General features: G+C 73.2%; 10 protein-coding genes. 2 read left to right on the forward strand and 8 right to left on the reverse strand.

Going from position 1 to position 11983, the window contains the following annotated elements:
- Positions 1 to 15: 15 nt before the first annotated feature.
- The 4 genes from rarD to lspA are packed head-to-tail and all read right to left on the reverse strand — an operon-like array spanning position 16 to position 3265.
- Complete coding sequence (gene rarD / locus DPA01S_RS11785) at positions 16 to 948, reverse strand: EamA family transporter RarD (RefSeq protein WP_109149080.1); 933 nt, start codon at positions 946 to 948, stop codon at positions 16 to 18.
- 37 nt (positions 949 to 985) lie between these two features.
- The gene (locus DPA01S_RS11790; RefSeq protein WP_063935653.1) at positions 986 to 1747 is read right to left on the reverse strand and encodes a hypothetical protein; all 762 of its coding nucleotides are present in this window, start codon (positions 1745 to 1747) and stop codon (positions 986 to 988) included.
- On the reverse strand, positions 1744 to 2670 hold the full coding sequence (locus DPA01S_RS11795) for an RluA family pseudouridine synthase (RefSeq protein ID WP_061916452.1): 927 nt from the start codon (positions 2668 to 2670) through the stop codon (positions 1744 to 1746). The genes DPA01S_RS11790 and DPA01S_RS11795 overlap by 4 nt, the downstream gene beginning before the upstream one ends.
- Positions 2663 to 3265: a signal peptidase II gene (gene lspA / locus DPA01S_RS11800; protein ID WP_061229115.1), complete on the reverse strand. Its 603-nt coding sequence runs from the start codon at positions 3263 to 3265 to the stop codon at positions 2663 to 2665. The genes DPA01S_RS11795 and lspA overlap by 8 nt, the downstream gene beginning before the upstream one ends.
- Positions 3266 to 3334: 69 nt before the next feature.
- On the opposite strand from lspA, the gene DPA01S_RS11805 reads away from it, so the two are divergent.
- Positions 3335 to 4405 (forward strand): hypothetical protein, encoded by a 1071-nt coding sequence (locus tag DPA01S_RS11805; RefSeq protein ID WP_167349555.1) that lies wholly within the window; start codon positions 3335 to 3337, stop codon positions 4403 to 4405.
- A 31-nt stretch (positions 4406 to 4436) separates the two neighbouring features.
- Here DPA01S_RS11805 and DPA01S_RS11810 read toward each other — a convergent pair whose 3' ends face one another.
- A complete protein-coding gene (locus DPA01S_RS11810; protein ID WP_061229114.1) occupies positions 4437 to 4928 on the reverse strand; it encodes a WKL family lipoprotein in 492 nt (163 codons plus the stop codon).
- 163 nt (positions 4929 to 5091) lie between these two features.
- On the opposite strand from DPA01S_RS11810, the gene DPA01S_RS11815 reads away from it, so the two are divergent.
- Positions 5092 to 6177: an asparaginase gene (locus tag DPA01S_RS11815; protein WP_232303119.1), complete on the forward strand. Its 1086-nt coding sequence runs from the start codon at positions 5092 to 5094 to the stop codon at positions 6175 to 6177.
- Between the two features lie 330 nt (positions 6178 to 6507).
- Here the strand turns inward: DPA01S_RS11815 and DPA01S_RS11820 are convergent, their stop codons facing one another.
- The 3 genes from DPA01S_RS11820 to DPA01S_RS11830 form a co-directional block, all read right to left on the reverse strand.
- Positions 6508 to 7968 (reverse strand): DNA polymerase IV, encoded by a 1461-nt coding sequence (locus DPA01S_RS11820; protein ID WP_061229112.1) that lies wholly within the window; start codon positions 7966 to 7968, stop codon positions 6508 to 6510.
- Positions 7969 to 8021: 53 nt separating this feature from the next.
- Positions 8022 to 11240, reverse strand: a complete 3219-nt coding sequence (gene ileS, locus DPA01S_RS11825) for an isoleucine--tRNA ligase (protein ID WP_083961806.1) — start codon at positions 11238 to 11240, stop codon at positions 8022 to 8024.
- Between the two features lie 285 nt (positions 11241 to 11525).
- Positions 11526 to 11738 (reverse strand): hypothetical protein, encoded by a 213-nt coding sequence (locus DPA01S_RS11830; RefSeq protein WP_061229111.1) that lies wholly within the window; start codon positions 11736 to 11738, stop codon positions 11526 to 11528.
- Positions 11739 to 11983 lie beyond the last annotated feature (245 nt).

The following is an 11983-nucleotide window of genomic DNA, read 5'->3' on the forward strand; positions in this document are numbered from 1 at the left end:
CTCGTCCGCCACAGTCTAGGTCGGATCACCGACAGTCCTCGAACCCCCAGGACGGGCCGCGCGCGGCGTGCGACCGGCCAGCGTGAACGCGATGACGGCGGTCCAGATGAGCGCGAAGCCCACCCACTGGACGGCGTCGAGTCGCTCGCCCACGACGAGCAGTCCCCACGCCATCTGCAGCACCGGGACGATGTACTGCAGCATGCCGACGGTGGCCAGCGGGATGCGCTGCGCGGCGACGGCGAACAGCAGCAGCGGCACCACGGTGACGAGGCCGGAGGCGGCCAGCAGCGCGGAATGCCCCGCACCGTGCCCGGTGAAGGTGCCCGCGCCGGACGCGCCCAGCCAGACCAGGAAGGCCACCGCGACGGGCGTCGTCACCGCGACCTCGCCGAGCATCCCGGTCACCGGATCCACGCGCAGCTTCTTCTTGAACACGCCGTACAGACCGAAACTCACGGCGAGGATCACCGACAGGTACGGGAAGTGACCGTATCCGGCGGTGAGGACCCCGACGGCGACGACGGCGAGGGCCACCGCGAGCCACTGTGGGCGGGTGAGCCGTTCGCGGAAGACGATCACGCCCAGCAGCACGCTGACCAGCGGGTTGATCGTGTACCCCAGTGCCGCCTCGGTGACCCGCTCGGAGTTGACCGCGTACACGTAGACGCCCCAGTTGGCCGAGACGAAGGCGGCCGCACCCCCGATGCGGGCCCAGGAGGTGCGGTCCATGGCGCGCACCCGCCCCCAGCCGCGCAGCAGCGTGACCACGATGGCCATGACGACGAACGACCACACGATCCGGTGCGCGAGGATCTCGACCGCCCCGGCGGGCTCGAGCAGCGGGAAGAAGGCGGGGAAGAAGCCCCAGAGCGTGTACGCCGCGACGCCGGCCGCCATGCCGACGGCGACCGTCCTGTCCTTCTCCCCTGCCGCCTCACCGTTCACCGGCGCAACCCTAGCGCCGGTCGCCCGCGGTGGCCGGTCAGGCGGGGGGTACGGGGGCGGCGTCCGGGAGCGGCAGGGCCGAGTCGACCTGCTGAGGCAGCAGGGGCCGGACGGCGAAGCGCCCGTACACCGCGTCGGGGGGCAGCGCCTCCACCGCCCGCACACCGCGGTGGTCGGCCACCGCGCGCAGCTGTCCGGTCGTGCCGCGCACGAGCAGGCCGATGATCGCGGGCTCCCCCGCCCGGATGCGGGACGCGGTGAGCGCGGCGGCCGCGGCGGCCCGGTCCGATCCCGCCGGGGCCGGATCGAGCCGCGCGGCCGCCTGCTCGAGGCCCCGGCCGAACACCGCCTCGCGCCCGGCCTCCCCCGCCACCGGCTCGGCCAGCGCCACGTCGGAAACGGGCATCGCGACCCCCTCGACCGGCACCTGCACGGACAGCCCCGAGACGCGCGGCAGACCCCGCACCGCGCCGGCGGCCTCGGCGACCGACCACGCCTCACCCGCGCTGACGAGGGCCCAGCGGTGGGCGTCGGGGTCGCGGGCGCGGCCCTCGTCGTCGTCGCCATCATCACCGGATCCCCCCGGGACGTCCGTCCCGCCGCCCACGGTGACCAGTGAGGCGGCCGCGCGGTCGAGGTAGTCGCCGACGCGCTCGCCGGGGTCGGGGCCCAGGGCGTCGCTCATCACCCCCGGGCTCCGCGGGAGCTCGGTGCGCAGCGCGGTGAGGATCGTCACCAGCGCCAGGACGACCACCACCCCCACGCCGGCGGCCCGCAGCAGCCGCGCGGCGCCGGTCATGCGTCGCGGAGGACGTCGATCGCGTGCTGCAGGTCGTCGGGGTACCGGCTCGCGAAGTCCACGCGCGCCCCCGTGCCCGGATGCTCGAAGCCCAGGCCCACCGCGTGCAGCCACTGCCGCTCGAGCCCCAGCCGCCGCGCGAGGACCGGGTCCGCGCCGTACGTGAGGTCACCCGCACACGGGTGGTGCAGCGCCGAGAAGTGCACGCGGATCTGATGGGTGCGCCCCGTCTCGAGCTTCACCTCGACCAACGTCGCCGCCTGGTGCGCCTCGAGGGTGTCGTAGTGCGTGATCGACGGCTTGCCGTCGGAGGTGACCGCGAAGCGCCAGTCGTTCGACGTGTGCCGGCCGATCGGCGCGTCAATCGTCCCCGAGAGCGGATCGGGGTGGCCCTGCACCAGCGCGTGGTAGGTCTTGTCGACAGTCCGGTCGCGGAACGCCCGCTTGAGCAGCGTGTACGCCCGCTCCGACGCCGCCACCACCATGAGGCCGGAGGTCCCCACGTCGAGGCGGTGGACGATCCCCTTGCGCTCCGGCGGTCCCGAGGTCGAGATGCGGTACCCGGCGGCGGCCAGGCCGCCGATCACCGTGGGACCGGTCCACCCGACCGAGGCGTGCGCGGCCACACCGACGGGCTTGTCGACGACGACGATGTCCGCGTCCGAGTACACGACCGCCATCCCCTCGACCGGCTCGGCGACCACCGCCGGCTCGGCCCGCGGCTCCGGCATCTCTACCTCGATCCAGGACATCCCGGTGAGCTTGTCGGACTTGCCCACGGTGCGGCCGTCGAGCAGAACCTTGCCCTCGCCGGCCAGGTCCGCCACCGCGGTGCGCGAGATGCCCAACAGCCGGGAGACGCCGGCGTCGACGCGCATGCCGTCGAGACCGTCCGGCACGGGGAAGGTACGCAGCTCACCCATCGGCCGGGTCCCCCTTGGCGACGGGGGCGGCGTCGTCCGACACGCGCGAGCCGTCGAAGTCGATGTTGCGCAGGACCGCCACCGCCACCACGATCACACCGGCGACCAAGCAGGAGTCCGCCACGTTGAACACCGGCCACCAGCCCACGGACAGGAAGTCCACGACGTGGCCCTGCAGGATCCCGGGCGCCCGGAAGTAGCGGTCCACGAGATTGCCGGCGGCGCCGCCGAGGATGAGGCCCAGCCCCCACGCCCACCATGTGGAGTGGACGCGGCGGGAGAACCACAGCAGCCCCAGCACCACGACCGTGGCGACGACGCTGAGCACGACCGTCGACTCCGTACCCATCGAGAACGCGGCGCCGGGATTGCGCAGCAGCACCAACCGCACCGTGTCACCCACGAGCTCGATCGGGCGGGCGTTCTCCAGGTTGGCCACCGCGAGCACCTTGGTGACCTGATCGATCAGGACCACCACGCCCGCGATCGCCAGCATGACCGCCGGCCCCGCGCGGAAGTACCCGGGCGCGGTGGCCCGAGGTCCGGGTGTGCTCGCTCCCGCGGCGTCAGGCCGCGTGCCGTCGGTCTCCGTCATGCCGCCCAGTATCCCTGATGATGTCGCCGACCCGACGGCTGCGGGTGGGCGACCCTCTAGGCTCGGGGCGTGGACCCGCGATCGACCGTCATCCCCGGCCCCTCCCGAACCACCCGCCGCGAGCGTGGCGGCGACCGAGGACGGGGTGGCCGCGGCGGCTCCGGTCGACGTCTCCTCGCGGCCGCGCTCGCGGCCACCCTCGTAGTCGGTACCGCCGGGTGCGCCGACGACGACGCCTCTGACCCCGCCGCCTCGGGGCAGGCGACGACCACCGGGGCGGGCGCCGCTGCGGACCCGGACGCGCAGGCGCTCGAGCCCGAGGTGAGCGTCGACCCCGGACCCGCCCCCACCGTGGAGCTGGTGGACGCCGGGCAGGGCGAGCGGCGGGTACTCGCCTACGCCCCGTCGCTCGAACCGGCGGTCGTGGCCGTGACCCGTGCAGCCACGTCCCGCACCGAGGTCCCGGGTTCCGAGCCGAGGGTCGACGACACTCCGGAACAGACACTCACCCTGGAAGGGCGTTCCGAACCGGACGTCGACGGCGCCCAGCGGGCGACCGTCACCGCGCGCGAGTTCACCTCCGTCGACGACCGCCGGTCCGCGCAGTTCGCCACCGCGCCCGGTTTCACCGTCACCTGGACCCGCAGCGCCGACGGCGTCATCCGCGAGCTCTCACTGGCGGCACCGGCGGGTGCGACCGACGCCGCTCGCGCCGGCGTCGAGATCACCGCCAACGCGATCTCGGACGCGACCGTCGCGTTCCCCACCGAGGAGATCGGCGTGGGCGCCCGGTGGACGGTCACCCGGCAGGTCGACGACGCGGTCGCCCCGACCCGGGTCACCACCTACGAGCTGGTGGACCTCGACGGCGACGTCGCCACCGTCCGGTCACGCACCGAGGCCCCCGATCCGCAGGACACCCTCACCGCACCCGCGCCCGACGGCGGGCCGGGCGTCACCCTGGACGTGGAGTCCTACGACGTCTCCGGCTCCGGCGAGCTGACGGTCGACCTCCGGGCCGCCCTGCCGGTGGGCGGGACGACCGAGTCCTCCACGCGGACCGCCTACGTCGACCCGGATTCCGGACGACGGTCGACCTACGAGGAGGACTCGGAACTGAGCTTCCGCACGGTGGACTGACCGCCGGCGCGGCGCCCGGCGGTCGCCCGGATCAGGCCGCGGCGCAGGTGGCCGGCGGCTGGAGCCCGGCGTTGGTGATCAGCGCGCAGGCGAAGGACTTCTGCAGCTGCCACTGGCCGTTCTGGTTGATGAACTGCGCCTGGACGTTGATGTCCTCCTGGCCCGGCTGGGTGATCACCGCGTTGGCGATGAGCGTGCCCGGGATGTCGCCCTCCGCCACGCCGGTGATCGTCACGCCGGCACCCTGCTCGGCCTTGAGGGCGGCGATCTGGTCGAAGATCTCGGGCGCCTCGGCACCCCCCTCGACGAGGTCGACCTTCTCCTCCACCGGAACGGCGGGATCGGACGCCCGGTCGAGGAGCCCGGTCAGCTCCGCGGCGGTGGGCACGGCGGCGGTCTCCTGCGCGCTCGTGGTGGGCGCGGGTGCGGTCTCGCGCTCATCGCCTCCACCCCCACAGGCGGCGAGGCCACCCATGGCGAAAGCGGACAGGGAGAGAGCGGCGATGGTCCGTCGAAGACTCACGCGGGGGTCCTTTCGTCGAGATGTGGGGCACCGGGCATCCGGCGCCGAGCCGGTCCCGGCTCCGAACCGTGTCACCGGCCCAACGAACACTGGTCGGTCATTGTTCCATCGTCGGCGGCCCGGGTGTTTGACGACGAGCCGCCCGCACAGCACTGTGGACCGGGTGACCAGCGGCCAGACCAGCACCGATACCCCCCACATCGTGATCTGCACCACCGGCGGCACGATCACCGCCTCCACGACGCCCGAGGGCGCGGTGGTGGCCGGGGACTCCGATCCGGCCACGGCGGCGATGCTCGACGCGCTCCGCGCCGTGCTGCCCGGCGAGATACGGGTGAGCGCCCGCGCCGTCCTCGACGCCGACTCCTCCACCTTCGGACCCGCCGAGTGGGACCTGATCGTCGACACCGTCGCGGACGTCCTGGCCGACCCGGAGGTCTCCGGGGTGGTCGTGACCCACGGGACGGACACCCTCGAGGAGACCGCCATCGCGCTGGACCTGCATCACGCGGACCCGCGGCCCGTGGCGCTCACGGGCGCGCAGCGTGCCGCCGACCACCCCGAGGCCGACGGGCCCGCGAACCTGCTCGACGCGGTGCTGTTGGCCGCCGACCCGGTCTCCCGCGATCTGGGGGTGCTGGTGGTGCTCGGGCGGGCGATCCTTCAGGCCCGCGGGGTGCGCAAGTGGCACACGACCGATTCCGTCGCCTTCGCCCGAAACTCCCCCGAGCACCCGGTGGAGGACCTGCCGCCGGAGCTCGAGCGCCCCACGCTGACCGGGCGGGCCCGGTTCGCCGACACCCGGGTGGACGTGGTCGCCTGCCCGCCGGGCTCCGACGCCGCGGCGGTGAACGCCTGCGTCGACGCCCGCGCGCGCGGGCTGGTCCTGGAGGGTTCGGGGTCGGGCAACCTCCCGCCCCTGGTCGCCGACGCGGTGGCCCGGCTCGCCGAGGACCGGCCCGACATCGTGGTGGTGGCCTCCAGCCGGGTGCCGCGGGGCGAGGTGACCGCGACGTACGGCGGCCGGGGCGGCGGTGCCGAGCTCGCGGCCCGCGGGGTGCTCTCCGCCGGCTACCTGCGCTCGGGGCAGGCCCGTGTCCTGCTGGCCGCTCTCCTGTCCGTCGCGGAGGGGGCGGAGGCCGACGTCGACGTCGACGCTGACGCTGACGCCGAGACCCGCGCCGACACTGATGTCGATGCCGCGGCGCGGGTCCGCCGCGAGTGGTCGAGGTTCCACCTCTACAACTGACGAGCAGGCCCCGAGCAGCCCGAAAACCCCTCACCGCCGCGGGCCGTTGGCGGCGCGGGCCGAGCGGGAGAACAGCCGCCCGTCGCCATGGCGTCTCGCGCGCACCGCGGTGGGGGCGAGACGCCATGCCGGGGGGCGGCTGAGTCCGGGGCGAGCATGCGCGAACGCGAGGCGCCATCGGCAGGAGCGGCTGCGAACCGGGGCGCGCACGCGCGAACGCGAGACGCCATCGCCGGGAGCGGCTGCGAACCGGGGCGGGCATTCGCGGGCGCGAGACGCCATCGCCGCGAGCGGCTGCAGCTGGGCCGGGCGGCTGGCGTGCGAGGGGTGTCACCAGCCCAGGGAGTCCAGGGGGTCCGCGGGCTCGAGCGCCGGATCGTCCTCGGCGAAGGTGCGCATCCGGCCCGGCCCGGTCACCGCTGTCTCGAACCGCACAGAGACCCGCCCGTGCCCCGAGCCCTGCACCCAGCCGTGTCCGAACTCCGGGTGACGCACGTCCGCGCCGGTCTCGAACCGACGGTCCTCGCCCCGACGCCACGCCCCGATCGCCGGGAGTTCCCCCGCGCCCGTTTCCGCGGCAGCCCCCGCGCCCGCGGGCCCCGACCCGGCATCGGCCGGCTCGGACTCCTCCGTGGTCACGGTGGTGCCCACACCGACGATGTCTGGCAGGTCCTCGTCGTCGTCGACCCCCGCCCCCGGCCGCACGCCCAGGGTGAACTCCTGCTCGAACAGCGCGTCCTGGTGGAAGTCCGTCAGGCCCGCCACCCCCACGCCCAGAAGGCGGATCGCACCGAAGTCCACCGGATCCGGCGCCAGGGACCTGGCCACCGCGATGATCGTCTCGAGCGAGGTCGTGCCCTCCGGCAGCGTGTACGAGCGGCTAATCGACGTGAAGTCCGAGCGCTTGACCTTCACCGTCACCGTGCGGGCGGCACGCCCGTCGCGCAGCAGCCGCCGGTGCGCGGCCTCCGCCGCCCGTCGTACCGCCGCGGTGACCTGACCGGGCGTGGTCAGGTCGGCGGCGAACGTGCTCTCCGCGCTGATCTGCTTGGCCTCGGCCCGCTCGTGCACCGGCCGGTCGTCGTACCCGCGGGCGATCCGGGCGATCGCCGGGCCCACCGTCTTGCCAAGCGCGTGGGCCACGTCGTCGTCGTCCATCGCGGCCAGGTCGCCGATCGTCGTCACCCCGAACTGCGCGAGCCGCTCCCCCGCCACCGGGCCCACGCCCCACAGACTCCGGACCGGCAGCGGGTGCAGCACCCGCTCGTGATCGCGGCGCGCGACCACCGCGACCCCGTCCGGCTTGGCCAGCTCGGACGCGATCTTGGCGTACTGCTTGCCCGCCCCCGCACCGACCGAGGCCGGCAGCCCGGTGGCCTCGCGGATCGCCGCCCGCAGATCCTGCGCCCACCGCCGGGTGCGGTCCACGTCCGCGCCCCGCAGCCCGGGCGGCTCGAGGAACGCCTCGTCCACCGACACCTGCTCGACCACCGGCGCGTGCTCGGCGAACACCTCGAACACCCGGCGGCTCAACGCGCGATACACCGGCATCCGCGGCGAGACGAACACCGCCGACGGGCCGACGAGACGCCGGGCCTGGTGCGACGGCATCGCCGATCGCGCCCCGAACGCCCGCGCCTCGTACGAACACCCCGCCACCACGCCGCGGCCGCCCTGCCCGCCCACGAGCACCGGCCGACCCCGCAGGGTCGGCCGGGTGAGCTGCTCGCAGGAGGCGAAGAACGCGTCCATGTCGACGTGCAGGACCCAGCGGTCCTGTCCGTCGGTCACCGCCGCCTCCGTCGGCTCACGATCGCGTCCGTCAGGGGTCGGGTCCGGGCCGATCAGACCCGCGCCAGCGTCATCCGGACGCCCTCGGCGAGCTCCACCGCGTCCCCCTCGGCCGCGTCCAGGCCGTCCACCACCGCGAAGTCGGTCGCCAACACCTCGGCGGCGATGAGCTGCGCGTGCCGATCGGCCCACTCCCGGCGATCGGCCGGCACCGCCATCCGCACACGGATGCGGTCGGAGATGTCGAACCCGGCCGCGCGGCGCGCCTCCTGGATCTCGCGGATGCGGTCCTTGGCCCAGCCCTCCGCCTCGAGCTCCTCGGTCACCGTCAGGTCCAGCACCACCAGGCCGGTGCCGCCGGGCAGCGCGGCAGTCGACTCGGGATCGGCGGCGACGAGGCGGTGCTCGTACTCGCCCTCCTGCAGCTCGATGCCGCCGGCGGTGACCACCCCGTCGACCTCGGTCCAGTCGCCGGTCTTGGCGGCCTTGATGCAGGTCTGGACCTGCTTGCCGAGCCGCGGGCCGGCGGCTCGGGCGTTGACCGCCAGCTCCATCCGGCCGTGCGCGGCCACGTCGCTGGTCAAGTGGACATCACGGACGTTCACCTCGTCGGCGATGATGCCGGTGAACGGCTCGAGCCGCTGCGCGTCCGGCATCGCCACGGTGAGCGAGTTCAGCGGCAGACGCACCCGCAGGTGCTTGGCCTTACGGATCGAGGACACGGTCGAGCACACGTCGCGCACGGCCTCCATCGCCTCGACCAGCGCGGCGTCGCGGGGCAGCTCGTCCGCGGCCGGCCAGTCCACGAGGTGCACCGACTCCTCGCCGGTGAGCCCGGTCCACACGACCTCGCTCATCAGCGGCAGCAGCGGCGCAGCGAGCCGCATGGTCGTCTCGAGCACCGTGTACAGCGTGTCGAACGCGTCGCGAGAGTCCCGCCCGCTGTCCTCGCCCGCCCAGAACCGGGACCGCGACCGACGCACGTACCAGTTGGTCAGCGCGTCGGCGAACAGGCGCAGTTCGTCGCACGCGGCGGCGATGTCCGTGGCGTCCAGTGCCTCGGTCATGGCGTCGCGGGTCGAGGCCAACCGGGACAGGATGTAGCGGTCCAGCACGTGCTGGGAGTCCGTCCGCCACGTCGCCCGGCGGGAGGCGTACAGCTGGAAGAAGCTGTACGAGTTCCACAGCGGGAGCATGGCCTGGCGGACGCCCTCGCGGATCCCCTGCTCGGTCACCACGAGGTTGCCTCCGCGCAGGATCGGCGAGCTCATGAGGAACCACCGCATGGCGTCCGAGCCGTCACGGGCGAACACCTCGTTGACGTCCGGGTAGTTGCCCTTGGACTTGCTCATCTTGAGCCCGTCGTTGCCCAGGACGATGCCGTGGGCGGCGACGTGCGTGAACGCCGGGCGGTCGAACAGGGCGGTGGCCAGCACGTGCAGGGTGTAGAACCAGCCGCGGGTCTGCCCGTTGTACTCGACGATGAAGTCGCCCGGGTTGTGGGTCTCGAACCACTCCTTGTTCTCGAACGGGTAGTGGACCTGCGCGAACGGCATCGACCCGGACTCGAACCAGCAGTCGAAGACGTCGGCGACGCGCCGCATGGTCGACTTGCCCGTCGGGTCGTCCGGGTTGGGTCGGGTCAGGTCGTCGATGTACGGCCGGTGCAGGTCCGTGGGCCGGACGCCGAAGTCCCGCTCGAGCTCGTCCAGCGAGCCGTACACGTCCACGCGCGGGTAGGCCGGGTCGTCGGACTCCCACACCGGGATGGGCGCGCCCCAGTAGCGGTTGCGGTTGATGTTCCAGTCACGCGCCCCCTCGAGCCACTTGCCGAACTGGCCGTCGCGGACGTGCTCGGGCATCCACGTGATGTGCTCGCGGTTGAGCTCCACCATGCGGTCCCGGAACGCGGAGACCTTGACGAACCACGCGGGCAGCGCCATGTAGATGAGCGGCTGGCCCGAGCGCCACGAGTGCGGGTAGGAGTGCTCGATGGTCTCGTGGCGGATCAGTCGGCCCGCCGATCGCAGGTCGCGGGAGATGGGCGCGTTGGCGTCAAAGACCAGCTGCCCCGCGTACGGCGGCACCTCCGAGGTGAACTTGCCGTCCGGGCCCACCGGGATCACCAGCTCGATGCCCGCGGCGTCGCAGGCGTCCTTGTCCTCCTCACCGAAGGCCGGGGCCAGGTGGACGATGCCGGTGCCGGACTCGGTGGAGACGTAGTCGGCCGAGAGCACGACGTGCGCGTTCGGGTGTCCGGCGAAGAAGTCGAACGGCGGAGTGTAGCGCAGGCCCACCAGCTCGGAGCCCTTGACGACGGTCTCGACCTCGGCGTCGTCACCGAACTCGGCCGCGTAGACGCCGCGGCGCGCCTCGGCCAGTACGAATACACGGCCGGCGAAGGGCCCCGAATTGACCCGCACGACCGAGTAGTCGATCTCGGGGTGCACGGCGGCGGCGAGGTTGGACGGCAGGGTCCACGGCGTGGTGGTCCACACGAGGGCCTCGGCCCCGTGGAACGGGCTGTCCTGCGGCGCCTCGAGCGGCAGCCCCACGGTGACGGCCGGGTCCTGGCGCATCTTGTAGGCGTCGTCGAGCCGGGTCTCCTGGTTGGACAGCGGCGTCTGCTCGTACCAGGAGTACGGCAGGACGCGGAAGCCCTTGTAGACGAGGCCCTTGTCGTACAGCTGCTTGAAGGCCCACAGGACGGACTCGGTGAAGTCGATGTCGAGCGTCTTGTAGTCGTTCTCGAAGTCCACCCAGCGCGCCTGGCGGTGGACGTACTCCTCCCACTCGTCGGTGTACTGCAGCACCGACTTCTCGCAGGCGGCGTTGAACTCGGCCAGACCCATCTCGAGGATCTGGGACTTCTCGGTGATCCCGAGCTGCTTCTCGGCCTCGAGCTCAGCGGGCAGTCCGTGGCAGTCCCAGCCGAAGCGGCGCTCCACCTTGTAGCCGCGCATGGTGCGGTAGCGCGGGATGACGTCCTTGACGTAGCCGGTGAGCAGGTGGCCGTAGTGGGGCAGGCCGTTGGCGAAGGGCGGGCCGTCGTAGAAGACGTACTCCTCCGCGTTCGCCCGGTTGCGGATGGACTCGCGGAAGGTGTCTCGCTCGTCCCAGCGGGCGAGGACCGTCTCCTCGAGGGCCGGGAACGAGGGGGTCTGTGACGTGGTACCACCGGTGAGGTCGACGATCGGGTACGCGCTGCCGGTGACACCGGCCTCGCCGGACGCCGGGTCGGCGGATTCGCGGTTCACGGGCTCGGTGCTCATGGTGGGGCGGACTCCTCACATAGGGGGCCCGCACGAGTTCGCATCCGTGGGGCCGGTCAGGCCTGCGCTCGGGGACGATCCGGCGGCGCCCAGCGCGCCACGGTCCGCGGTACCACCCCGTTTGGCGACGACGTGCGACGCCCACTCGTGGGTCGGGCTGTGACGGGCTCCCCCGTTCGGTTCTACTGAGCGGGTCCCGAAGCGGGACCGCGCCGTTCTTCCGAGCGCTCCCCGGTGATGGCCGGATCATCGCGCGTCCGACTCGGGGCCGGACGGTGTCCAATGTTACCCATCCGCCCGGACGTCCGCCTCTCCCGAGGGCCCGCGGGTGCGAGTGTCACGGTCCCCGCGCCCCTTGATGAGGTCGATCACCAGCAGCAACAGCCCCAGGGCTCCCACCCCGATGCATGCCCAGGCCCACCCGATCTGACCGGTCGCGACCGCGGCGACGAGAAAGCCGAATCCGAGGATCGTCAGTCCGAGCGCGGCGACGAGCATTCGTGCCTCCTGGGGGCGGTGCGTGGTGGCAGGGGATGCGCCACGCACTGTGGTGCGCACCCCTTGCCGTCGAATATACGTCGGTCCCCGCACCCTGGGCAGGGGCGGGGACCGTTCACGCCGCGCGGATCGGGCGCGTCACGCGTGAGGGGTCAGTCGGCGCGGTGGCCGCCGTCCTTCTTGGCCGCCTGGTCGGCGGCGCCACCGGCATCGGCGGGGGCCGCCGGGGCGGCGGAGCCGGTCTT

Origin of the sequence: Dietzia papillomatosis NBRC 105045 (genome assembly GCF_001570845.1) — a bacterium.
GTDB classification, from domain to species: Bacteria; Actinomycetota; Actinomycetes; order Mycobacteriales; family Mycobacteriaceae; genus Dietzia; species Dietzia cinnamea.